The organism is Paraoerskovia sediminicola (genome assembly GCF_030296575.1).
Taxonomy (GTDB): domain Bacteria; phylum Actinomycetota; class Actinomycetes; order Actinomycetales; family Cellulomonadaceae; genus Paraoerskovia; species Paraoerskovia sediminicola.
Genome location: NZ_AP027729.1, coordinates 3,381,937 through 3,405,233, shown reverse-complemented (window position 1 = coordinate 3,405,233; position 23,297 = coordinate 3,381,937). Strand labels below are relative to the sequence as shown.

The window sequence follows — 23,297 nt, the reverse complement described above, 5'->3', positions numbered from 1 at the left end:
TGAGGTTCTGCGCTGTCCGCGGCTGGACTGTGGAGGTAAGCCTTCGCTAAGTTAGGTATTGCTCACCTGACGACGAAGGAGTACCGATGACGCACGTCCGCACCTGGTCCACGGGGCTGTTCGCAGCCGCCGCAGCCCTCAGCCTGCTCACCGCCTGCGCCACCGACGAGGGCGCCGGGGCCGAGCCCGAGGCCACCTCGACCGACGGTGCCGATGCGCAGGCGGAGGCCCAGGACGAGAGCGCCTACGAGGCCGTCTCGATCGAGCACCCGCAGGGGACCCTCGAGCTCGACGCGATGCCCGAGACCGTCGTCACGTTCGACCTCGCCGCGCTGACCGTGCTCGACGAGCTCGGCGTCGAGGTGACCGGCGTGCCCAAGACGAACCTCACGGCCGACCTCGAGTCCTACGCGGGCGACGAGTACCTCGACGCCGGGACCCTGTTCGAGCCGGACTTCGAGGCCGTCGCCGCCGCGGCCCCCGACCTGATCGTGGTCGCCGGTCGCTCGGCCGCCGCGTACCCGGAGCTCGCGAAGATCGCCCCGACCGTCGACCTGTCCAACGACTGGGCCGACTTCGCGGCGAGCGTCAAGGAGAACGACGCGAAGCTGGGCGAGATCTTCGACAAGGAGGACGAGGTCGCCGCACTCGCGGACGAGTTCGACGCGAAGGCGTCCGCCGTGCAGGCCGCCGCGGCCGACGCAGGCTCCTCCCTGATCGTGCTGACCAGCGCCGGCGAGGTCACCGCCTACGGCCCGGGCTCGCGCTTCGGGTTCCTGCACGACGCGCTCGGCCTGACCCCCGCCGTCGAGGACGTCGAGGAGGCCACCCACGGCGAGGCGATCTCGTTCGAGTTCGTCCGTGACGCCGACCCCGACCACCTGTTCGTCGTCGACCGCGACGCCGCCGTGGGTGAGGGCACCGACAACGCGCAGGCCGTCCTGGACAACGAGCTCGTCCACGGCACCACCGCGTGGCAGGAGGACCAGGTCACCTACGTCGACCCGGCGAGCTGGTACATCGTCAACGGCGGTCTGCCGACGCTGATCGACATCGCGGACGAGGTCGGTGCCGCGATCGGCGCCGACGTCTGATCCGTCGTCCGACAGCGACGTTGACCACCGGAACCCTGGCGGGACGATGACCGTCGAGCTGAGGAACCCCACCTCGCCCGGACCGCACCCGCGGTCCGGGCGAGGCGGCGCCGCGCCGTCCGGCACCCCGGCCGGCCCGGGGCACGAGCCTGCCCCCGACCCGCCGAGACCTCGCCGCCGCATGCCGACCTGGCTCGTCGTCGTCGCCACCTCGCTGGTCATGGCCGTGCTCGTCGTGGCCTCCGTGATGATCGGGGCGATCGACGTGAGCGTCGCCGACCTCGTGGCCGGTGACGACGACGCCTGGGACGTCCTGCTGCTGTCCAGGGTGCCGCGGACCACGGCGATCCTGCTCGCCGGCTCGGCCATGGCCGTCGCCGGTCTCGTGATGCAGATGCTCGTCCGCAACCGGTTCGTCGAGCCGTCGACCGTCGGGACGACGGAGGCCGCCGGGCTCGGGCTTCTGCTCGTCACGATCCTCGCGCCCGCGATGCCGCTGCCCGGCAAGATCGGCGTCGCAGCAGCGTTCGCCCTCGCCGGGACCCTGCTGTTCCTCGCGGTGCTGCGGGCGGTGCCCGTGCGCTCGATCGTCACCGTTCCGCTGCTCGGCATGATGCTGGCGGGCGTGATCGGCGCGGTGGCGACGTGGATCGCCTACCGCTACGACCTGCTCCAGACCCTCGGGGCGTGGATGACCGGCGACTTCTCCGGCATCGTCGCGGGGCGCATGGAGCTGCTGTGGGTGACGGCCGCCCTCGCGGTCGTCGCCTACGTCATGGCGGACCGCTTCACGGTCGCGGGTCTCGGCAAGGACACCGCCACCGCGCTCGGGCTGCCGTACGGCGTGGTCATGGCCCTCGGGCTCGGGCTGGTCGCCGTCGTCTCCGCCGTGGTGGTGGTCGTCGTGGGCGGGCTGCCGTTCCTGGGGCTCGTCGTGCCGAACGTCGCGAGCCTGCTCGTCGGCGACAACCTGCGGCGCACCCTGCCGTGGGTCGCCGTCGGCGGCGCCGGTCTCGTCCTGCTCTGCGACGTGCTGGGGCGCGTGCTGCGCTACCCGTACGAGATCCCGATCGGTGTGGTCATGGGGGTCGTCGGTTCCCTCGTGTTCCTCTACCTGCTGCTGCGAGCCCCCGCGGGGAGGTCCGGTGCCTGAGCCCCTCAGACTGTCGCTCGACGACGCCGACGCCCGCTCCGGGCCGGTGTCCGGACCGTCGTCCGGGCGTTCGACCGGTGCACTCCGTGACCCCGGTGACACCCGTGACCCCCGTGGCCGGCGGGTGCGCCTCGTCCTCCTCGCGCTGGTCGTCCTCGCCGTCGTCGCCTGCGCGGCCTTCCTGCTGCTCGACGTCCAGGGCGCCTGGTCCTACGTCCTCGGGCTGCGCTCGCGGACCCTCGGTGCGCTGCTCGTCGTCGCGCTGGCGATCGCGGTCTCGACCGTCGTGTTCCAGACCGTGACCGAGAACCGGATCCTGACGCCGTCGATCATGGGCTTCGACGCCCTGTACGTCCTGGTGCAGACGGTCGCCGTCTTCACCCTCGGTGCGGTCGGCCTCTCGGGCGTGCCTGCGCCGGTCCAGTTCGGCGTCACCCTCGTGGTCATGCTGGGGTGCTCGGTCGCGCTGTTCGCGTGGATCTTCGGTGCCGCCCGCCGCTCGGTGCACCTGCTGGTGCTCGTCGGCGTGGTCCTGGGCGTCCTGCTGCGCAGCCTCACGGCGATGCTGCAGCGGATGATCGACCCGAACGAGTTCCAGGTGCTCCAGGCGCGGCTCTTCGCGTCCTTCACGGGGGTGGACCCGGCCCTGCTCGGCGTCTCGGGGATCCTGCTGGTCGGCACCTGCTGGTGGCTGTGGCGTCGCCGGCACGAGCTCGACGTGCTCGCGCTCGGCCGGCCGAACGCGGTCGCGCTGGGCGTCGAGCACCGCCGTCGGGTGATGACGCTGCTGGTCGCGGTGTCGCTGCTCGTCTCGGTGTCGACGGCGCTCGTCGGGCCGATCACCTTCTTCGGGCTCCTGGTGGCCAACCTCGCGTACGTCCTGACCGGGTCGTCCAAGCACGCGGTCACCCTGCCGACGGCGGCCCTGACCGCCGTCGTCGTCCTCGTCGGGGGCCAGGCCGTCCTCGACCACGTCCTGTCGATGGGCACCGTGCTGTCCGTCGTCATCGAGCTCTGCGGAGGAATCGTGTTCATCGTCCTGCTGGTCGCGTCCGGACGGCGCAGGTGAGCGCGCGATGATCACCGTCGAGCAGGTCACCAAGAGGTACGGGACGACCGTCGTCGTCGACGACGTCAGCCTCGAGCTCCCCCGCGGCGGGGTCACGTCGGTCATCGGCCCGAACGGTGCGGGCAAGTCGACGCTGCTGTCGGTCGTCGCGCGGCTTCTGCCGGCCGAGTCGGGCAGGGTCCTGCTCGACGGCGCGGACGTGGCCCGCACGCCGGGACGGGAGCTCGCCCGGAGGCTCGGCGTGCTGCGCCAGGACAACCACCTCGCCGTCCGCCTCACGGTGCGCGACCTCGTGACCCTCGGCCGGTACCCGTACTCGCGCGGTCGGACGACGCCGGACGACGTCGCGCACGTCGACGCCGCCGTCGCCCGCCTGGACCTGGGCGGGCTCGAGCACCGCTATCTGGACGAGCTGTCGGGCGGGCAGCGGCAACGGGCGTTCGTGGCCATGGTGATGGCCCAGGACACCGAGTACGTGCTGCTGGACGAGCCGCTCAACAACCTCGACATGACGCACGCGCGCGACATGATGCGGACCGTGCGCCGCGCCGCGGACGAGCTGGGGCGCACGGTCGTCGTGGTGCTGCACGACGTCAACTTCGCGTCGTGCTGGTCCGACCGGATCGTCGCGATGCGCGACGGGCGCGTCGAGGTCCAGGGGCCGCCGTCCGAGGTGATCGACACCGACGTGCTGCGGCGGGTCTACGACGACGAGATCACCGTCCGCGAGGTCGACGGTCGGCGGGTGGCGCTCTACTACACGTGAGCCCCCACCTGCTCGTTCGCGCCTGCAGAGTTCCCGCGCCGGGTGCACGATGGTGCCACGGCCCGTGACGGTCCCGGGCGGCGATCGAGGAGGCGCGCGATGAAGAAGCTGCTCAACGACCCGCAGGACGCGGTGACCGAGACCCTCGAGGGTTTCGCCGCGGCGCACGCGGACCTGGTGGAGGTGTCGCTCGACCCGGCCTACGTCGTGCGCGCCGGGGGCAAGACCGACGGCAAGGTCGGTCTGGTCAGCGGGGAGGCTCAGGGCACGAGCCCCTGCACGCCGGCTTCGTCGGCGCCGGGATGCTCGACGCCGCGGTACCGGGCGCGGTGTTCACCTCGCCGACCCCGGACCAGATCGCGCCGGCCATCGAGGCCGCCGACGCCGGTGCCGGGGTCCTGTGCATCGTCAAGAACTACACGGGCGACGTCCTCAACTTCGAGACCGCTGTGGAGCTCGCGGAGGCCGAGGGCACGACCGTCGCCTCGGTGCTCGTGAACGACGACGTCGCGGTCGAGGACTCCTCTACACGGCCGGGCGGCGCGGGGTCGCCGGGACCGTCGCCGTCGAGAAGATCGCCGGGGCCGCCGCCGCCCGCGGGGACGACCTCGCGGCCGTCGAAGCCGTCGCGAACAAGGTCGTCGCGAACGTCCGCACGATGGGCGTCGCGCTCACCGCGTGCACGGTCCCGCACGTCGGGCGGCCGAGCTTCGACCTCGCCGACGACGAGATCGAGATCGGCATCGGGATCCACGGCGAGCCGGGCCGCCACCGTCGTCCGATGGGGACGGCCGACGAGATCACCGACCAGCTCCTCGACCCGGTCGCCGAGGACCTCGATCTCGCGCAGGGCGACGAAGTGTTGCTGTTCGTCAACGGTATGGGCGGGACACCCGAGTCGGAGCTGTACGTCGTCTATCGTCGGGCACGCGCGTCGCTCGAGGCGCGAGGGGTCACGGTCACGCGATCCCTCGTGGGGAGCTACGTCACGTCGCTCGAGATGGCCGGGGCGTCGCTGACGGTCCTGCGTCTCGACGACGAGCTGACGAGTCTCTGGGACGCCCCCGTCCACACGGCGGCGCTGCGCTGGTAGGCAGGCCGCCCGGCGGGGAGACGTGCCGGTGGGGGTCGGGCGCGCGGTGGTGCGCGCCCGGAGCTGTCCGAGTTGCAGGACGACGTAGGACGAAGAGGGTGTGGGATGACGCTGGACGTGACCTGGGCGACCCGATGGGTACAGCTGACGGCGGAGGCGGTGAGCGAGGCGAAGGGCGAGCTCACGGAGCTGGACCGCGTCATCGGTGACGGCGACCACGGGGAGAACCTCGACCGCGGATTCCGTGCCGCCGTCGACAAGCTGGCTGCCGTCGAGACGCCTCCCGCCCAGGTGGGAGATGTGCTGAAGTCCGTCGCGACGACCCTGATGTCGAAGGTCGGCGGTGCCTCCGGCCCGCTCTACGGCACGGCGTACCTCCGGGCGGCGAAGGTCACCGATCTCGCAGAGCTCGACGCGCACGCCGTCGTGGCGCTGGTGGAGGCGGCGCTCGAGGGCATCACGGCGCGCGGCAAGGCGGTGGAGGGGAGAAGACGATGGTCGACGCCTGGCACCCGGCCGCGGACGCCGCCCAGGCCGCGGCGGAGGGCGGCGGTGCGCCGCGGGACGTGCTCGCGGCCGCTGCCGAGGCTGCGGGCGTGGGGGCCCGGGCCACCGTCGACATGCTCGCCACGAAGGGCCGGGCCAGCTATCTCGGGGAGCGCAGCGTCGGGCACCAGGACCCCGGTGCGACGTCCACCGCGCTGATCCTCGACGCGGCGGTGCGCGCGGCGGACGAGGGGACGGCGGCGTGAGCGCCCGGGTCGCGGTGCTCCTCGTCTCGCACTCGCCGGAGATCGCGCGGGGCCTCGTCGACCTCGCCGGGCAGATGGCTCCCGGCGTCCGGATCGTCGGGGTCGGGGGGACCGACGACGGCCGTTTCGGGACGGACTACGACGGCGTGCGCGACGCGCTCGGGTCCCTCGTCGGCGGCGACGGGGACGAGCCGGTCGAGGGCGGGGGCGTGGTGGTGCTCGCCGACCTGGGATCCGCCGTGCTCACCGTCGAGTCGGTGCTCGACGCCGAGGACCACCTCGCGCCGCGCACGCGGCTCGTGAGCGCCCCGTTCGTCGAGGGCGCCGTCGCCGCGGCGGTGACGGCCCACGGTGGCGGGGACGTGGCCGCGGTGGCCCGCGAGGCGGCCGCGGCGGGCGCGACGTTCGACCAGGTGGCGCGCGAGGCGTCGTCCGAGGGTGTGGCGGACGCCGGTGTGGGCGAGGCCGCAGGGGGCGCGGTACCCGCGCCCGGCGCGCGGACGGCGGTCGTGCCGAACCCCATGGGCCTGCACGCGCGCCCGGCGGCGCTTCTCGCCCGGATGATCGCCGCCCTCGGGGTCCGGGTCACCATCGACGGCGTCGACGGCGCGAGCGTGCTGCAGATCATGAAGCTGGGGGCCACGCAGGGCCGCGAGCTCACGATCGAGGCGACGGGCGAGGGTTCCGCCGCCGCGATCGACCGGGTGGTCGCCGAGATCGAGGGCGGCTTCGGGGAGGTCTGACGCCCCGGCCCTCGGCCGGGTGCTCGCCACCACCGCTAGCAGCGGGCAGCCCGGGAGCGGCCGGCGCCGCGGGGACCATGCGGTCCGGCCCGCCGGTATCCTGACCAGGTGACCGAGCCGACCCGCACGCCCGCACCAGGGGCCCCCGAGGGGCCGACCACGGGTGCTCCGCGCATCCGCGCGAAGAAGGCGGCGCGCCCGCAGTTCACGTCGACCACCCTCGTCCTCGAGGCGTTCGTCGTGCTGTTCGCGACGTTCGCCGCGTACGCCCTGCGTACGGTCCCGAGCGCCTGGCCCGACGGCGTCCCCGTCCCGTCCGGGGCTGTCGTCTGGGCGGTGGGCGGCAGCCTGGTGCTGGTCCTGCTGGTCCTGTCCCGGGCGGTCGGTTCGACCGCGGGCTACGTCGCAGGGACCGTGGCCCAGATCCCGGTCGTCGCGACCGGGCTGGTGCTGCCCCTGATGTTCGTCGTCGCGGCCGTGTTCCTCGCCCTGTGGTTCGTGTCGCTGCGCCTCGGCGGCAGGATCGACCGAGAGCGCGCGGCCTATGACGCGTCGCACCCCGAGTCCGCACCGAACGTCTGACCGCTCCGGGAGGACCGCCGGCAGCCGACCGCGACCGCCGGCTGCTCCGGCGGAGTCCGTGGGGTGACCTCCGCCACGTTCCCGGCGGCACCGACGGCCCGGACCGGCGTCGTCGGCGCGCCGCCCGGCCGGTAGTCTCGGCCGCATGACCGACACCACCGAGACCGTCGCCCCCGCCGTCGCGGAGACCATCGAACGCACCCTGATCCTCGTCAAGCCGGACGGCGTCCGGCGCGGCCTGAGCGGCGAGGTCCTGCGCCGCGTCGAGGCCAAGGGGTACACGCTGGTGGCCGTCGACCTGAGGGACGCGTCCCCCGAGGTCCTCGCGGCCCACTACGCCGAGCACGAGGGCAAGCCCTTCTACCAGCCGCTGGTCGACTTCATGCTCTCCGGCAAGATCCTCGCGGTCGTGGCCGAGGGGCAGGGCGTGATCCCCGGGTTCCGCTCGCTCGCCGGAGCCACCGACCCGACGGCGGCAGCGCCCGGGACAATCCGCGGCGACCTCGGTCGGGACTGGGGCCTCAAGGTCCAGCAGAACCTCGTGCACGGCTCCGACTCCCCGGAGTCCGCCGCGCGCGAGATCGGCCTCTGGTTCCCCTCGCTCTGACGACCGGGCCGCGCCCCGTCGCCGGGTGCCTCGCCCGGAGGTGACGGGGTTCCGCACGATCGGGCGCGACCCGCACTAGGCTGCCGTCCGTGCACCTGAAGACGCTCACGCTCCGGGGGTTCAAGTCCTTCGCGTCGGCGACGACGCTGAGGTTCGAACCCGGGGTGACGTGCGTCGTCGGGCCCAACGGGTCCGGCAAGTCGAACGTCGTCGACGCCCTCTCCTGGGTGATGGGGGAGCAGGGCGCGAAGACGCTGCGCGGCGGAAAGATGGAGGACGTCATCTTCGCCGGGACCGCCGGCCGCCCGCCGCTGGGCCGCGCCGAGGTGTCGCTGACGATCGACAACACCGACGGCGCCCTGCCGATCGACTACACCGAGGTGACGATCTCCCGGACGCTGTTCCGCAACGGCGGCTCCGAGTACGCGATCAACGGGTCCTCCTGCCGCCTGCTCGACATCCAGGACCTGCTCTCGGACTCCGGCATCGGCCGTGAGATGCACGTCATCGTGGGCCAGGGCCGCCTCGACGCGGTGCTGCGGGCGACCCCGGAGGAGCGGCGGGGCTTCGTCGAGGAGGCCGCGGGGGTGCTCAAGCACCGCAAGCGCAAGGAGAAGGCGCTCCGCAAGCTCGACGCGATGCAGGGCAACCTGACGCGCCTCGGGGACCTGACGAGCGAGATCCGGCGCCAGCTCGGCCCGCTCGGCCGGCAGGCGGAGGTCGCCCGGCGGGCGCAGACGGTGCAGATCGACCTGCGCGACGCCAAGGCGCGTCTCCTCGCCGACGACCTCGCGCAGCTCACCTCCGCGCTCGAGCAGGACCTCGCCGACGAGGCCTCGTTGCGTGAGCGCGTCGCGGACGTCGAGGCCCGGCTCCGCGAGGCGCGGGACGAGCTCGGCCGGCTCGACCGGGCCGCAGCGGCCGCGGTCCCGGCCGTGGCGGCGGCGGGAGAGGTCTGGTTCCGGCTCTCGAGCGTGCGCGAACAGCTGCGCAGCACCCGGACGCTCGCGGACGAGCGGCTCCGCCACCTCGGTACCGCGGCCCCCGCCCACCAGGGTCGGGACCCGGACGAGCTGGCTCGACAGGCCGAGCAGGTGCGCGAGACGGAGCGCGAGCTCGAGAGCGAGGTCGTCACCGCGCGCGAGACGCTCGCCGACGCGGTCCGCGTGCGGGAGGGGCACGAGTCCGAGGCTCGGGCCGCGGAGACCCGGCTCGCCGACCTCCACCGGGCGGTCGCCGACCGGCGCGAGGGGCTGGCGCGCCTCGCCGGGACCGTCGCGGCGAGGCGCAGCCGCGTGGAGTCCACCGAGGCCGAGATCGGGCGGCTGCGCGAGGCCGTCGCCGACGCGCGTGAGCGCGCCGCCGCCTCCCGGAAGGAGTTCGCGGTCCTCGAGACCCAGGTCGTGGGCGCCGAGGAGGGCGAGCTCGGGCTGGACGCCGCGCACGAGGAGGCCTCCGCCGCGCTCGACGCCGCGCGCGCCGTGCTCGAGGGGCTGCGCGCGGACGAGTCGAGCGCGGACCGGGACTGTGCGACGTGGAGCGCTCGCGTCGAGGCGCTCCAGATGAGCCTCGAGCGCAAGGACGGTGCCGGCGCCCTCCTTGGGGCGGACGTCGCCGGCACCCTGGGTAGCGTCGCGTCCTTGCTCGCCGTCGAGCCCGGGTTCGAGGACGCCGTCGCGGCGGCGCTGGGCCCGGCGGCGGAGGCGGTCGCCGTCGAGAGCGTGGGAGCGGCGGTCGACGCGCTGCGCCACCTGCGGACCGAGGACGCGGGGCGGGCGTCGCTCGTCGTCGCGGGCCCGACGCCCGGTGGCGGCCAGGCAGGTCCGGACGGCGGGTCCGCCGCACCGGGGAGACCGGACGGGGTCGACCTTCCGCAGGGCGCCCGGTGGGCGGTCGACGTCGTCACCGCCTCGGGCAGCGCGCGCGACGTCGTGCAGCGTCTGCTCGCGGGCGTCGTCGTCGTCGACGATCTCGCCGTGGCGCGGCGCCTGATCACCGGCGCCGGATCGGTGACGGCCGTGACCCGGGAGGCGACCTGCTGGCGGCCGACCGCGCCTGGGGCGGGTCCGCGTCGGCGCCCGGGGTGATCCACCTGCAGGCCGCACTGGACGAGGCGCGCGACGCGCTGGCGGCGGCGACCGCGGCGGGCGAGCGCTCCCGGTTCGCCCTCGTGGGTGCACGGGCCGAGGTCGAGGAGGCCGAGGAGCGCTACGGCGCGACCCTCGAGCGGCTCGACGAGAACGACGCGGCGCTCGCTGCGGTCGCGGAGCAGCTCGGGACGCTCGGGTCGGTCGCGCGGTCGGCGAACGCCGAGGCGGACCGGGCCGCGGCGAACCTCGAGCGCGCCGAGGAGACGCTGCAGGTCGCGCGCGCCGAGCTCACCGAGCTCGATGAGCGGTACGAGGCGGCACAGGCGGAGCCCGAGGACTCGGCGGCCGATGCGGACGACGCCGCCCACGAACGCGACGGCGCCGCGCAGCGCGCGCAGGTGGCGCGCACCGCCGAGACCGAGGCGAGGCTCGCGCTGCGTACCGCCGAGGAGCGGGCACGGGCGATGTCGGGCCGGGCCGCCTCCTCGACCGGGCCGCACAGGCCGAGCGCGCGGCCCGAGAGCAGGCCCGCGCGAAGGAGGAGGCCCGGGTGGCGCGGGCGGCGCAGGTCCGCGACGTGCGGGAGGCCGCAGACCGGGCGCTCGCGAGCATCGACGGCGCGGTCGCGCGCGCCGCCGACGAGCGCGCCGCCGCCGAGCACGCCCGCGCCGAGCACGACGCCGGCCTCGGTCGAGCACGGTCACTGGTCGACGAGCTCGCCGAGGAGCAGCGGTCCTTGACCGACGTGGCTCACCGTGACGAGGTGGCGCGCGCGCAGCAGCGGATGCGGATCGAGCAGGTGGAGTCCCGCTGCGTCGACGAGCTGGGGATCGACCCTGCCTCGCTCGTCGACGAGTTCGGCCCGCACCTCGGGGTCCCGGTCGTGGGTACGGACGCGGGGGGCGCGGACGTGGGAGGCGCGGACGGTGAGCCGGCCGCCGAGGACGCTGCGCCGTCCGAGGTCCCGTACGTCCGGGCGGAGCAGGAGAAGCGCCTGCGCTCCGCGGAGCGGGCGCTCAAGACCCTCGGCAAGGTCAACCCGCTGGCGCTCGAGGAATTCGCTGCGCTCGAGGAGCGGCACACGTTCCTCACGACCCAGCTCGCCGATCTGAAGAAGTCGCGGGCGGACCTGCTCGAGATCGTCCGGGAGATCGACGCGCGCGTCGAGGAGGTCTTCACCTCGGCGTTCCACGACACGGCGGCACAGTTCGAGCAGGTGTTCGCCCGGATGTTCCCGGGCGGGGAGGGCCGGCTCGTCCTGACCGACCCCTCCGACATGCTCGCCACGGGCATTGAGGTCGAGGCCCGCCCGGCGGGGAAGAAGGTCAAGCGCCTCTCGCTGCTCTCCGGTGGCGAGCGGTCGCTGACGGCGGTCGCGATCCTCGTGTCGATCTTCAAGGCGCGACCGAGCCCGTTCTACGTGATGGACGAGGTCGAGGCCGCGCTGGACGACGTCAACCTCGGGCGGCTGCTGGAGATCTTCACCGAGCTGCAGCGAGATTCCCAGCTCATCGTGATCACCCACCAGAAGCGGACCATGGAGGTCGCGGACGCGCTCTACGGGGTCACGATGCGAGGCGACGGGGTCACGACCGTCATCAGCCAGCGGATGCGCGAGGAGCTCCCCGCCTGACCCCGGGACGACGCCCACCGGACCCCCGGACGTCACGGGACCGCAACGGTTGTGGAGATGCTGTGGTCGTTGTTCCGGCCGGGCCGTGTCGATGGGCCTCCCGGGCGTCGCGTACCGGAGGATATGGGCATGGTCGGACTCTTCTTCTGGTGGTCGGTGGCACTCGTCGCCGCCGTGGCTGTGCTCGTCTTCGCGGGGATCGTGACGAGCGACAACCGGAGCGAGTCCGGTGGCGGGTTCCGTGAGCTCCTCGACGAGTTCCGGTCCGGTCTGCGATCACTCTTCCGTCGTCCCGGGTCGCGACGCACGGCCGACGCGGAGGCACAGGAGAAGGTGCCGGCCCGGGTCCGGCGTGCCCGCGAGCGGACCGGCCTCGGCGAGTTCCTGGCAGCGACCGAGGTCGAGCAGTCCCCGTACATCGACCCGACGCAGATCACCGTCCCGGTCCTGTGGGCCCGGGACCACGCGATCTCGGCGAAGGGCAAGGCGCTCTCGGCGCGCGACCGGGCACGTGAGGCCTGGCACATCCAGCGACTGCAGCGGTCCGAGGCCGACGGCGTCTGGGTCCCCGTCGACGCGCCGTCCGGCGACCCTGCGCCGGCCCAGGACCGCGTCGCGCTCGTGACGGACCCGGCGGCCTACGCCGCCTTCGAGCACCTCGTGATCCGCAGCGATCAGTCGGCCCCGGCGCGTGGCCCGGCGTCGCTCGGGGTCGTGGTCGCGTCCGCCAGCAGCGATGCGGACGACGTGGTCGACCGTGAGGACGACCGTGAGGAGGACCGTGAGGACGACCGCGACGGTGCTGCGAGCGTCGACGAGCACGACGAGCAGCAGGTCGATAAGCAGGACGAACAGCTGGAAGAGCGCGTGGCCAGCCCTGAGAGCCCGGGTCGCGGCGACGACGACCACGAACCGGCGCTCGCTCCGGTGTGGGCCCCGGTGCGGCGCCGAGGCACGGACGGGCCTGAGAGAATCTCTGCGTGACTGATCTGCTCTGGCTCTGGATCCTGCTCGCCGTCCTCCTCGTCGGGGGCCTCACCACCGCACTCGTCGCCGGCGTCCGGCGCCGCGGCGCGCCCGACCGTGACGCCCTGCCCGGCGACGAGCCGGGCGACGCCGACGGCGGGCTGCCGGGCGGGGGAGCGGCGTCGACCGACGTCCTCGAGCGCCCGGTCGACCAGGCGCCGCCCGCGGCTCGCCTCGACGTCCCGGAACCGGTCGCCGGTCGGCTCGTCCGGCTGCGCGGTCGGCTCGCCCGTTCCGGTTCGCCGCTCGGCGCGCGCCTGCTCGGGGTGCTGTCCCGCGACCACCTCACCGAGGACGACTGGGACGAGCTCGAGGAGACGCTGCTGGTCGCCGACATCGGGGCCGGGCCGGCCGGAGAGCTGATCGACGCGCTCCGCACCCGGGTCCGCGTCGAGGGCGTGCGCGAGCCGGGCGCGGTGCGGCAGATGCTGCGCGAGGAGCTGCTCGGTCTCATCGACCCGTCGCTCGACCGGCGGCTCGCTGCGACGCGGGTGACCCGCGGCGACGGCGTCGAGGTCCCTGCGGTGATGCTCGTCGTCGGCGTGAACGGCACCGGCAAGACGACGACCGTCGGCAAGCTCGCCCGGGTGCTCGTCGCGGAGGACCGGAGCGTGCTGCTCGGGGCGGCCGACACGTTCCGCGCGGCCGCGGCCGACCAGCTGCAGACGTGGGGCTCGCGGGTGGGCGTGGAGACCGTGCGCTCCGACAAGGAGGGCGCGGACCCTGCGTCCGTGGCGTTCGACGCCGTGCGCCGCGGTCGCGAGGGCGCGGTCGACGTCGTGCTCGTCGACACCGCGGGGCGGCTCCAGAACAAGGCCGGGCTCATGGACGAGCTCGGGAAGATCCGCCGGGTCATCACCAAGGAGGCGCCGCTGGCGGAGGTGCTGCTCGTGCTCGACGCGACGACGGGCCAGAACGGCATGAACCAGGCGCGGGTCTTCGGCGAGGTCGCGGGCGTGACCGGGATCGTCCTGACCAAGCTCGACGGCACGGCGCGGGGCGGCATCGTCGTCGCGGTCCAGCGGGAGCTCGGCGTGCCGGTCAAGCTCGTGGGTCTGGGTGAGGGCGCGGACGACCTCGCGCCGTTCGACCCGGAGGGCTTCGTGGACGGGCTGCTCGGGGACGCCTGACCCGTGTCGGCCGGCGATGCGCGCAGCCTGCCTTTCGCGCCCTGCGGCGCGATCACGCCGTCCTTCGCCGTCCGTCGGTAGACGACCGGAAAGGTCACGGGAACGTCACGGTGGCCGGGGATGTCCCGCAGTCCGAGACCGCGAAACCCGATGTTTACACAAAGGTGCGCCCCGTCACACACCCGTAACACCCTGACATCGCTGACGTAATCGGGGTCCACGACGGTTGAACCCGACCAGCCACCCCGGGCTGGCGAGGGGAGACTCAGAAATGGAACTGGACACCGGAGCTACCGCGTGGATGCTGATGTCAGCATCTCTCGTGCTCCTGATGACACCAGGACTCGCGTTCTTCTACGGCGGCATGGTCCGCTCGAAGTCCGTCCTGAACATGATGATGATGTCGTTCGGCGCGATCGCCGTCGTCGCCGTGATCTACGTGCTGTGGGGCTGGTCGATGTCCTACGGCTCGGACATCGGCGGGATCATCGGCAACCCGTTCGACCAGTTCGGCCTGCAGGGCGCGATCTACGACGGCGGTGAGTTCATCATCGACGACTACGGCGTGCCCGGCATCGTCGGCGTGGGCTTCCAGTCGACGTTCGCCATCATCACCGTCGCGCTCATCTCGGGTGCGATCGCGGACCGCGTGAAGTTCGGCACCTGGATGGTCTTCGCCGCCCTCTGGGTCACGTTCGCCTACTTCCCGATGGCCCACATGGTCTGGGGTGGCGGCCTCCTCTCCGGTGACGGCCCGTTCGCCGGGATCGCCGCACCGATCGACTTCGCCGGTGGCACGGTCGTGCACATCAACGCCGGTGCTGCCGCGCTCGTCCTGGCGCTCGTCGTCGGCAAGCGCAAGGGCTTCGGCAAGGAGCCGATGCGCCCGCACAGCCTCCCGTTCGTCATGCTCGGTGCCGCGCTCCTGTGGTTCGGCTGGTTCGGCTTCAACGCCGGCTCCGCGTTCACCTCGGACGGCTTCGCCGGTCTCGCCTGGGTCAACACGACGACGGCCACCGCTGCCGCGATCATCGGCTGGCTCATCACGGAGAAGCTCCGCGACGGCTCCGCCACCTCGCTCGGTGCCGCGTCGGGTGCCGTCGCCGGCCTCGTCGCGATCACCCCGGCCGCCGGCTCGGTCAGCCCGGTCGGCTCGCTCGCCGTCGGCGTCATCGCCGGTGTGCTCTCGGCCCTCGCGGTCGGTCTCAAGTACAAGTTCGGCTACGACGACTCGCTCGACGTCGTCGGCGTGCACCTCGTCGCCGGCCTCTGGGGCACCCTCGCGATCGGGTTCCTCGCGACCGACACCGGTCTGTTCTACGGTGGCGGCGTCAACCAGCTCGCCGTCCAGGCGATCATCGCCGTCATCGCGATCGTGTTCTCCGCAGTGGTCACCCTCGTGATCGCCCTGATCCTGAAGGGCACGCTGGGCTGGCGCGTCAGCGAGGAGGCCGAGGTCGGCGGGATCGACCTCGCCGTCCACGGTGAGACCGGTTACGAGACCGTCCCGCAGGGTTCGATCATCAAGGAGGTCCGCGCATGAAGCTCGTCACCGGAATCATCCAGCCCCACCGTCTCGACGACGTGAAGTCGGCGCTCGAGGCAGCGGGAGTCCGTGGGATGACCGTCTCCGAGGCCAGCGGCTACGGCCGGCAGAAGGGCCACACCGAGGTCTACCGCGGTGCGGAGTACACCGTGGACCTGGTGCCCAAGGTCCGCATCGAGATCCTCGTCGACGACGCGGACTCGGCCATGGTGACCGACGTCATCGTCAAGGCCGCCCAGACCGGCAAGATCGGTGACGGCAAGGTCTGGACCGTCCCGGTCGACGACGTCGCCCGGGTCCGTACCGGCGAGCACGGTGCCGGTGCGCTCTGACCCGAGCGGTCGGCGCGACCCGGTGACGGGCAGCAGCGTGCGACGCGTCCGACCGGCTGGTCGAACGACCCTTGCCGCCCGGCATGGATGAGTCGCAGGAGGTCCCGCACCCCGCTGGGGTGCGGGACCTCCGCACGCAGATCACCGAGCTCGCCCGATCGCTCAGCGGTCCTGGCCGCAGCGGCGTCGCCCGGCGGGCCGCTCTGGTCGACCTCGTCTCGGTGCGGCTCTCGGAGCTGTGGGACGAGGCCACCGAGGGAGTGGACAACTCCGGGATGGCGCTCGCCGCCGTCGGGAGCCTCGGTCGTGGGGACATGGGCCCCGCGAGCGACCTCGACCTCGTCCTCGTCCACGACGGGCGGAGCCACTCGACCGAGGCCGTCCAGGAGGTCGCCGAGAAGCTCTGGTACCCGCTCTGGGACTCCGGGGTAGACCTCGACCACGCGGTCCGCTCGCTGGCCCAGTGCCGCCAGGTGGCGTCCAAGGACGTGCCGGCCGCCGTCGGCTGGCTGGACGTGCGCGCGGTGGCGGGGGACTCCGTCGTCGTGCACCGCGCGTCCAGCGCCGTGCTGGGGGACTGGCGGGCCGCCTCGCGCCGCCGGCTGCCCGAGCTCTTCACGTCGATCAAGGAACGCGCCGAGCGGTCGGGCGAGCTCGCCTACCTGATCGAGCCCGACCTGAAGGAGGCGCGCGGAGGAATCCGCGACGCGGTGGTCCTGTCCGCTCTGGCGGCGACCTGGCTCACGGACCGCCCGCACGGGTCGGTCGACCGCGCCTACACGCACCTGCTCGACGTCCGGGACGCCGTCCACGTCGTCACCGGGCGCCACACCAACCGGATCGTGCTGGCCGACCTCGACGACGTCGCGGCGATGACCGGCTACGACGACTCCGACGAGCTCCTCGCGAGCCTCGCGGCTGCCGGCCGAGAGGTGTCCTACGCGCTCGACACGACGGTCCGCCGTGCGCGTCAGGCGCTCCAGCGCCCGTCCGTGAAGCGGCCGGTGCTCATCCGGGGCAGGCGCTCCGCCCCGCGTCTGCGGTCGGTGGGGGACGGCCTGGTCGAGCACGACGGCGAGCTGGTCCTCGCGATCGGGGCCCAGCCCGAGCTGGACCCCCTGCTGTCCCTGCGCGCCGCTGCGACGGCGGCGCGGACCGGCCTCACTCTGTCCCCGATCTCGGTGGCGAGCCTCGCCCGCTGCCCGGCCCCAGGCGATCCGTGGCCCAAGGCGGCCCGGACCTCATTGCTCCAGCTCCTCGGCACCGGCAACGCCCAGATCCCCGTCTGGGAGGCGCTCGACCTCGCCGGTGTGGTGACCGCCTGGATCCCGGAGTGGGCGGGCGTGCGCAACCGGCCGCAACGGGCCGCCGCGCACCGGCACACGGTCGACCGGCACCTCGTCGAGGCCGCCGCTCGCGCGTCGGCGCACCGCAAGGACGTCGCCCGGCCCGACCTCCTGCTCCTGTCCGCGATCCTCCACGACATCGGCAAGCGGCAGGGCAGCGACGACCACTCGGTGACGGGCGAACCGTTGGCGAGGGACGTCGTCCTGCGCATGGGGTTCGGTCAGGAGGTGGCGGACGACGTCGCTCTCCTCGTGCGGCACCACCTCACCCTGGCGCGGCTCGCCGTCCACCACGACCCCGACGACCCGGCGACGGTCGCGGAGCTGCTGGACGCCGTCGGGCACCGCTGGGACCTCCTCGAGGTGCTGCGCTATCTCACCGAGGCCGACGCGTCGTCGCTCGGGCCGACGGCCTGGACGGCGTGGCGGGCCCGGCTGCACGACGACCTCGTCGCCCGCGGCCGGCGCGCGATCGAGGACGCCGCCGCCCGTGCGGAGGGCGACGGCGAGCCGCCGGAGGGCTCGGGCGACGCCGACACGCCGACCCGCGACCGGTAGGCTGGTACGGCTCGCTCGCACCACGAACCGTAAGGAACCGCGTTGTTCACCTCGTTGTCGGACCGCCTGACATCCACCTTCAAGAACCTGCGCACCAAGGGCAGGCTCAGCGAGGCGGACATCGACGCGACGATCCGGGAGATCCGGCGCGCGCTGCTCGACGCGGACGTCGCCGTCGCGGTGGTGCGCGAGTTCGCGGCGAACGTGCGCGAGCGGGCGCTCGGGGCCGAGGTGTCCGGGGCGCTGAACCCGGCCGAGCAGGTCGTGAAGATCGTCAACGCCGAGCTCGTGGCGATCCTCGGTGGCGAGGCACGGACGGTGCGGTTCGCCAAGAACCCGCCGACGGTCATCATGCTCGCCGGCCTCCAGGGCGCCGGTAAGACGACCCTCGCGGGCAAGCTGGCGCACGACCTCAGGTCCAAGGGCCACACCCCGCTGCTCGTGGCCGCGGACCTGCAGCGTCCGAACGCCGTCAACCAGCTGTCCGTCGTGGCCGAGCGCGCGGGCGTCCCCGTCTTCGCTCCGCACCCCGGTGTCGCGGGCGAGGACGAGGTGCCGACCGGCGACCCGGTGGCGGTCGCGCGTGACGGTGTCGACACGGCCCGCAGCCGGGAGCACGACGTCGTCATCATCGACACCGCGGGCCGCCTCGGTGTCGACGCCGAGCTCATGCAGCAGGCCGCCGACATCCGCGACGCCGTGACGCCCGACGAGGTCCTGTTCGTCATCGACGCGATGATCGGCCAGGACGCGGTGCTGACCGCTCAGGCGTTCCTCGACGGCGTCGACTTCACCGGTGTGGTCCTGACCAAGCTCGACGGCGACGCACGCGGTGGTGCGGCGCTCTCGGTCGCCAAGGTGACCGGCCGGCCGATCATGTTCGCGTCGACGGGCGAGAAGCTCACCGACTTCGAGGTGTTCCACCCGGACCGCATGGCCTCGCGGATCCTCGACATGGGCGACGTGCTGACCCTCATCGAGCAGGCCGAGCGGGCGTTCGACGCCGACGAGGCCGAGAAGATGGCGGCGAAGGTCGCCTCGGGCCAGGACTTCACGCTCGCCGACTTCCTGGTGCAGATGCAGCAGATGAAGAAGATGGGCTCGATGAAGAAGATGCTCGGGATGCTCCCGGGCATGGGCCAGATGCGTGAGGCCCTCGACAACTTCGACGAGCGCGAGGTCGACCGGATCGAGGCGATCATCCGCTCGATGACCCCCGGTGAGCGCGAGAACCCGCGCATCATCAACGGCTCCCGGCGGGCGCGCATCGCCAAGGGCTCCGGTGTGCGCACGAGCGACGTGAACCAGCTCCTCGAGCGGTTCTCGGGCGCGCAGAAGATGATGCGTCAGATGAACAAGGGCGGTGGCGGCGGCATGCCGGCGATGCCGGGCATGGGCAACCTCCCGGGCATGGGTGGCAAGAAGGCCAAGGGCCGCACGCAGGCGCCGGTCCGCAAGAAGGGCAAGTCCGGGAACCCCGCGAAGCGCGCCGAGCAGGAGCGCGCGGCCGCCGCGCGCGCCGCCGGGGAGCGCCCGCCGTCGGCGCCCGGCTCGGCCTTCGGTGGCGGGCTCGGCTCCCCGACGAAGGCCGAGGCGTCGGGAGACGTCGAGCTCCCGCCCGGTCTCGACAAGCTGCTCGGTCGCTGACGGGTCCGGGACAGGCTGCGGAGGACGCGAAGATGTCGGCGAACGAGGGTCCGAGCCTGCACGTGCAGGGGCATGTCCTGCTCGGCCACGACCACGAGGTCGGGGAGGTCTGGGTCCGCGACGGTCGCGTCTCGTTGACGCGGCCCTCCGCGCAGGGCTCGTCGATGCGCCGCCTCGACGGGTGGGTGCTCCCCGGTCTCGTGGACGTCCACTGCCACGTGGGTCTCGGGGCGGACGGCCCCGTGGACGACGCCACGGCGGAGGCCCAGGCGACGGCCGACCGTGACGCGGGCGTGCTGCTGATCCGGGACGCCGGGTCGCCGCGGGACACCCGGTGGATCCAGGCGCGTGCCGACATGCCGCGGCTCATCCGCGCCGGCCGCCACCTCGCCCGCCCCAAGCGCTACCTGCGGCACTACGGGCTCGAGCTCGACGACCCGGAGCAGCTCCCCGAGGCGGTCCGGACGCAGGCCCGCGCCGGTGACGGCTGGGTCAAGCTCGTCGGCGACTGGATCGACCGCAGCGCCGGCGGCGAGGCGGACCTCGCTCCGCTGTGGCCGCAGGACGTGCTCGACGCCGCTGTGGCGGCGGCCCACGCCGAGGCCGCGAGGGTCACCGTGCACGCGTTCTCGGACGAGGTCGTGCCGATGCTCCTGGCGGCCGGGGTGGACTGCATCGAGCACGGGACCGGGATCGATCCGGGCACGGCGGTCGAGATCTCCGACCGCGGGGTCGCGGTCACCCCGACCCTGCTGCAGATCGCGCAGTTCGAGACCTTCGCGGCGCAGGCCGACGGCAAGTTCCCGCGGTTCGCGTCGCGGATGCGCAGGCTGCACGCGCGGCGGTACGAGCAGGTCCGGGACCTCTACGACGCGGGCGTCCAGCTGCTCGTCGGGACCGACGCCGGCGGGACCATCGACCACGGGCGCATCGCGGACGAGTGCTCGGAGCTCGTCGCCGCCGGGCTGCCTGCGCGCGACGTGGTCGCGGCGGCGAGCTGGGAGTCCCGCGAGTACCTCGGCTGCGGCGGGCTCGTCGAGGGCGCGAGCGCCGACTTCGTCGTCTACCCGGCCGACCCGCGCGAGGACATCGAGGTGCTGCGGCACCCGAGCGCCGTCGTCCTGCGCGGCAAGGTCGTGGCGGGCGCGCGGGCCTGAGAGCCTGCCCGACGAGCCGGTCGGGTTGGAGGCTGCGCGCGCGTCTGGCAGAATAGGTCCGAACTCGGCGTGCCCGGCCCCTCTCACCGTGCGACGCCGCGTCCCGACCCGCCCACGATCTCGCCCCACGAGGCCGTGCACCGGGTCACCACCATCAGAACCAGGAGAGACCACCACTGTGGCCACCAAGATTCGTCTGAAGCGTCTCGGCAAGACGCACTCCCCGTACTACCGCGTCATCGTCGCCGACTCGCGCGCCAAGCGTGACGGCCGCGTGATCGAGGAGATCGGCAAGTACCACCCGACCGAGGAGCCCTCGCTCATCGACATCCAGTCGGAGCGCGCGCAGTACTGGCTCGGTGTCGGTGCCCAGCCGAGCGAGCAGGTCCTGGCGCTCCTCAAGGTGACCGGCGACTGGCAGAAGTTCAAGGGTCTTCCCGGCGCCGAGGGCACCCTCCGCGTCAAGGAGGCTCCGGCCGACGCCGCCTCCGCGATCGAGGCCGTCGCCGCCGAGGCCGAGAAGGTCAAGGCCAAGGCCGCCGAGAAGGAAGCCCAGAAGAAGGCCGAGGAGCCTGCCGAGGACGCCGCCGCGTCCGACGAGGCCTGATGCTCGCCGACGCGCTCGAGCACCTCGTGCGCGGCATCGTCGACCACCCGGACGACGTCCGGGTGACGTCGAAGGCGCTGCGTCGTGGCGAGCTGCTCGAGGTCCGGGTGCACCCCGACGACCTCGGTCGTGTCATCGGCCGCGCCGGTCGCACGGCACGCGCGCTGCGCACGATCGTCTCGGGCATCGCCCAGGACGGCCCGGTGCGGGTCGACGTCGTGGACGTCGACCGGCGCTGAGGCGGCACGCAGCACGTACGAGCACGACGCCGATGGCCCGGTCCCTGCGGGGGCCGGGCCATCGGCGTCCCACCCCAGGAAAGGGAACGAGATGCGGCTGACCGTCGCGAGGATCGGCAAGGCACACGGACTGCGCGGCGAGGTCTCGCTCCAGGTGCGCACCGACGACCCGTCCACGCGGTTCGCCGTGGGCGCCGAGCTCGAGACCGACCCCGGCTCGCGGGGCCCGCTGACCGTGGCCACCTGCCGCAACGCGAACGGGCGGTGGTTCGTCGGTTTCGCCGGGATCTCCGACCGCACGGCGGCGGAGTCCCTGCGGGGGACGGACCTCGTCGTCGAGGTCGAGGACGAGCGGACCGACGCGGGCGAGGACGACGCCTGGTACGAGCACGAGCTCGCGGGGCTGTGCGCCGAGCTCGAGGACGGCACCGTCGTGGGCCGTGTCGCCGGGCTCGAGAACGCTCCCGCGCACGACCTGCTGGTCGTCGAGGAGCCGGGCGGCGCCCGGACCCTCGTCCCGTTCGTCACGGCCATCGTGCCCGTCGTCGACGTCGCGGGCGGTCGGGTCGTGCTCACCCCGCCCGGCGGTCTCCTCGCGAGCGACGCGGCCCGGCTGGAGGTCTCCGACGAGACCAGCGGTGGCGCGGGCCGAGAGTCGGGGGACTGACGTGCGCGTCGACGTCGTCTCGATCTTCCCCGAGTACCTCGCGGCCCTCGACATCTCGCTCGTCGGCAAGGCGCGCGCGTCCGGGCTGCTCGACCTGCGGGTGCACGACCTGCGCACCTGGACGACCGACCGGCACCGCACCGTCGACGACACGCCGGCCGGTGGTGGCGCCGGCATGGTCATGCGACCGGACGTCTGGGGTGCGGCGCTGGACGACGTCATGGAGGGCGAGCCCGCCCACCTGATCGTCCCCACGCCGTCCGGTGAGACGTTCACCCAGCGCACGGCCGAGGCGCTGGCGGAGCAGGAGCGTCTCGTGGTCGCGTGCGGACGGTACGAGGGCATCGACGCGCGCGTCGTCGAGGCGCACCGGGCCGCGGGCGGGACGGTGAGCGAGCTGTCGATCGGCGACTACGTGCTCAACGGCGGCGAGGTCGCCGCGCTCGTGATGGTCGAGGCGGTAGCCCGGCTGCTGCCGGGCGTGGTGGGCAACCCCGAGTCGCTCGTCGAGGAGTCGCACGGCGCCGCCGGCCTGCTGGAGTACCCCGTGTACACGAAGCCGCCCACGTGGCGTGGGCTCGACGTCCCGGAGGTCCTCCTGTCCGGGCACCACGCCCGGATCGCGCGCTGGCGTCGCGACCGCTCCCTGGGTCGGACGGCGCAGCGCAGGCCGGACCTGATCGCCGCCCTTGACGTGTCCTCGCTCGACCGGGCGGACCTCGATGTGCTGGGCAGGCTCGGCTGGGTCGTGGTCGACGGCAGGCTTGTGGCAGAATAGATCCTCGGTGTGTGTGGTTCTCGACCTCTGCCACAGGGGAGGTCGTGCGGGACGGGTCCGGCTGGTCACAGCGCGGACCGAGCCCGGCACCTGCCGCTGACAACCCGCGAGCACGTGGATGCGTGCGAGCCGTCGGCGGGCACGCACCGAACCCTGACCGATGATCGGCCCGCGCACGCGCGGGCCACGAGATGCGCGACCGACCTGTGGCGGCGCGAGGAGCAGACATGCAGAAGTTCGACAGCATCGACGCAGCGTCGCTGCGCAGCGACGTCCCGGAGTTCCGGGCCGGGGACACCCTGAAGGTCAACGTCAAGGTCATCGAGGGCACGCGCTCTCGTGTCCAGGCGTTCCAGGGCGTCGTCATCCGTCGTCACGGCGAGGGCGTCCGCGAGACGTTCACCGTCCGCAAGATCAGCTTCGGCGTCGGCGTCGAGCGCACGTTCCCCGTGCACTCCCCGACGATCGAGTCGGTCGACGTCGTGACCCGCGGTGACGTGCGCCGCGCGAAGCTCTACTACCTGCGCGCCCTGCGCGGCAAGAAGGCGAAGATCAAGGAGAAGCGCGAGACCACCGCGCGCTGATCGACGCGGTAGTGCCGCACGCTCCCGACGGGCGTCCACCTCACGGTGGGCGCCCGTCGTGTCGTTCCCGGGTTTCCCGGCGACGGGTGCGAGGTGGC

At 73.2% G+C, this 23,297-nt stretch carries 19 protein-coding genes and 3 pseudogenes; all 22 read left to right on the top strand.

Translation table 11 applies throughout. From position 1 onward, the window contains the following. Positions 1-86: 86 nt before the first annotated feature. The 22 genes and pseudogenes from QUE47_RS15760 (at position 87) to rplS (ending at position 23,199) form a co-directional block, all read left to right on the top strand. Complete coding sequence (locus QUE47_RS15760; RefSeq protein WP_286218054.1) at positions 87-1,094, top strand: siderophore ABC transporter substrate-binding protein; 1,008 nt, start codon at positions 87-89, stop codon at positions 1,092-1,094. Positions 1,095-1,275: 181 nt separating this feature from the next. Beyond that, complete coding sequence (locus QUE47_RS15755) at positions 1,276-2,247, top strand: ABC transporter permease (RefSeq protein WP_286218053.1); 972 nt, start codon at positions 1,276-1,278, stop codon at positions 2,245-2,247. Continuing rightward, the gene (locus tag QUE47_RS15750; RefSeq protein ID WP_286218052.1) at positions 2,240-3,316 is read left to right on the top strand and encodes an iron chelate uptake ABC transporter family permease subunit; all 1,077 of its coding nucleotides are present in this window, start codon (positions 2,240-2,242) and stop codon (positions 3,314-3,316) included. Before QUE47_RS15755 ends, QUE47_RS15750 begins: the two co-directional genes overlap by 8 nt. A 7-nt stretch (positions 3,317-3,323) precedes the next feature. Beyond that, on the top strand, positions 3,324-4,082 hold the full coding sequence (locus QUE47_RS15745; protein WP_286218051.1) for an iron ABC transporter ATP-binding protein: 759 nt from the start codon (positions 3,324-3,326) through the stop codon (positions 4,080-4,082). Positions 4,083-4,181: 99 nt separating this feature from the next. Further along, a pseudogene (gene dhaK, locus QUE47_RS15740) lies at positions 4,182-5,175 on the top strand (dihydroxyacetone kinase subunit DhaK). A 105-nt stretch (positions 5,176-5,280) separates the two neighbouring features. Further along, positions 5,281-5,927, top strand: a pseudogene (dhaL, locus tag QUE47_RS15735) (dihydroxyacetone kinase subunit DhaL). After that, positions 5,924-6,670, top strand: a complete 747-nt coding sequence (locus QUE47_RS15730) for an HPr family phosphocarrier protein (RefSeq protein WP_286218050.1) — start codon at positions 5,924-5,926, stop codon at positions 6,668-6,670. The pseudogene dhaL and the gene QUE47_RS15730 overlap by 4 nt, the downstream one beginning before the upstream one ends. A gap of 108 nt (positions 6,671-6,778) precedes the next feature. Continuing rightward, positions 6,779-7,252 carry a DUF4233 domain-containing protein gene (locus QUE47_RS15725; protein WP_286218049.1) on the top strand — a complete coding sequence of 158 codons (474 nt, stop codon included), beginning with the start codon at positions 6,779-6,781 and terminating at the stop codon, positions 7,250-7,252. Positions 7,253-7,397: 145 nt separating this feature from the next. Next, positions 7,398-7,859 (top strand): nucleoside-diphosphate kinase, encoded by a 462-nt coding sequence (gene ndk, locus QUE47_RS15720; RefSeq protein WP_286218048.1) that lies wholly within the window; start codon positions 7,398-7,400, stop codon positions 7,857-7,859. Positions 7,860-7,948: 89 nt separating this feature from the next. After that, a pseudogene (gene smc, locus QUE47_RS15715) lies at positions 7,949-11,582 on the top strand (chromosome segregation protein SMC). 129 nt (positions 11,583-11,711) lie between these two features. After that, entirely contained in the window at positions 11,712-12,566 is an 855-nt protein-coding gene (locus QUE47_RS15710) for a hypothetical protein (protein WP_286218047.1), read from the top strand. After that, positions 12,563-13,738 carry a signal recognition particle-docking protein FtsY gene (gene ftsY / locus QUE47_RS15705; RefSeq protein ID WP_286218046.1) on the top strand — a complete coding sequence of 392 codons (1,176 nt, stop codon included), beginning with the start codon at positions 12,563-12,565 and terminating at the stop codon, positions 13,736-13,738. Before QUE47_RS15710 ends, ftsY begins: the two co-directional genes overlap by 4 nt. Positions 13,739-14,009: 271 nt before the next feature. Then, positions 14,010-15,281 carry an ammonium transporter gene (locus tag QUE47_RS15700; protein WP_286218045.1) on the top strand — a complete coding sequence of 424 codons (1,272 nt, stop codon included), beginning with the start codon at positions 14,010-14,012 and terminating at the stop codon, positions 15,279-15,281. Further along, positions 15,278-15,616, top strand: a complete 339-nt coding sequence (locus QUE47_RS15695; protein WP_286218044.1) for a P-II family nitrogen regulator — start codon at positions 15,278-15,280, stop codon at positions 15,614-15,616. Before QUE47_RS15700 ends, QUE47_RS15695 begins: the two co-directional genes overlap by 4 nt. Positions 15,617-15,699: 83 nt before the next feature. After that, positions 15,700-17,520, top strand: a complete 1,821-nt coding sequence (locus tag QUE47_RS15690) for a [protein-PII] uridylyltransferase (protein ID WP_286218043.1) — start codon at positions 15,700-15,702, stop codon at positions 17,518-17,520. Between the two features lie 42 nt (positions 17,521-17,562). After that, entirely contained in the window at positions 17,563-19,167 is a 1,605-nt protein-coding gene (ffh, locus tag QUE47_RS15685; RefSeq protein WP_286218042.1) for a signal recognition particle protein, read from the top strand. A 32-nt stretch (positions 19,168-19,199) separates the two neighbouring features. Continuing rightward, entirely contained in the window at positions 19,200-20,324 is a 1,125-nt protein-coding gene (locus QUE47_RS15680; protein ID WP_286218041.1) for an amidohydrolase family protein, read from the top strand. 178 nt (positions 20,325-20,502) lie between these two features. Further along, positions 20,503-20,931 carry a 30S ribosomal protein S16 gene (rpsP, locus tag QUE47_RS15675; RefSeq protein ID WP_286218040.1) on the top strand — a complete coding sequence of 143 codons (429 nt, stop codon included), beginning with the start codon at positions 20,503-20,505 and terminating at the stop codon, positions 20,929-20,931. Continuing rightward, positions 20,931-21,170 carry an RNA-binding protein gene (locus QUE47_RS15670; protein WP_286218039.1) on the top strand — a complete coding sequence of 80 codons (240 nt, stop codon included), beginning with the start codon at positions 20,931-20,933 and terminating at the stop codon, positions 21,168-21,170. Before rpsP ends, QUE47_RS15670 begins: the two co-directional genes overlap by 1 nt. Before the next feature lie 91 nt (positions 21,171-21,261). After that, a complete protein-coding gene (rimM, locus tag QUE47_RS15665; protein ID WP_286218038.1) occupies positions 21,262-21,837 on the top strand; it encodes a ribosome maturation factor RimM in 576 nt (191 codons plus the stop codon). Between the two features lies 1 nt (position 21,838). Continuing rightward, positions 21,839-22,615 carry a tRNA (guanosine(37)-N1)-methyltransferase TrmD gene (trmD, locus tag QUE47_RS15660; protein WP_286218037.1) on the top strand — a complete coding sequence of 259 codons (777 nt, stop codon included), beginning with the start codon at positions 21,839-21,841 and terminating at the stop codon, positions 22,613-22,615. A 227-nt stretch (positions 22,616-22,842) separates the two neighbouring features. Continuing rightward, the gene (rplS, locus tag QUE47_RS15655) at positions 22,843-23,199 is read left to right on the top strand and encodes a 50S ribosomal protein L19 (protein WP_286218036.1); all 357 of its coding nucleotides are present in this window, start codon (positions 22,843-22,845) and stop codon (positions 23,197-23,199) included. The last annotated feature ends 98 nt before the right edge of the window (positions 23,200-23,297 follow it).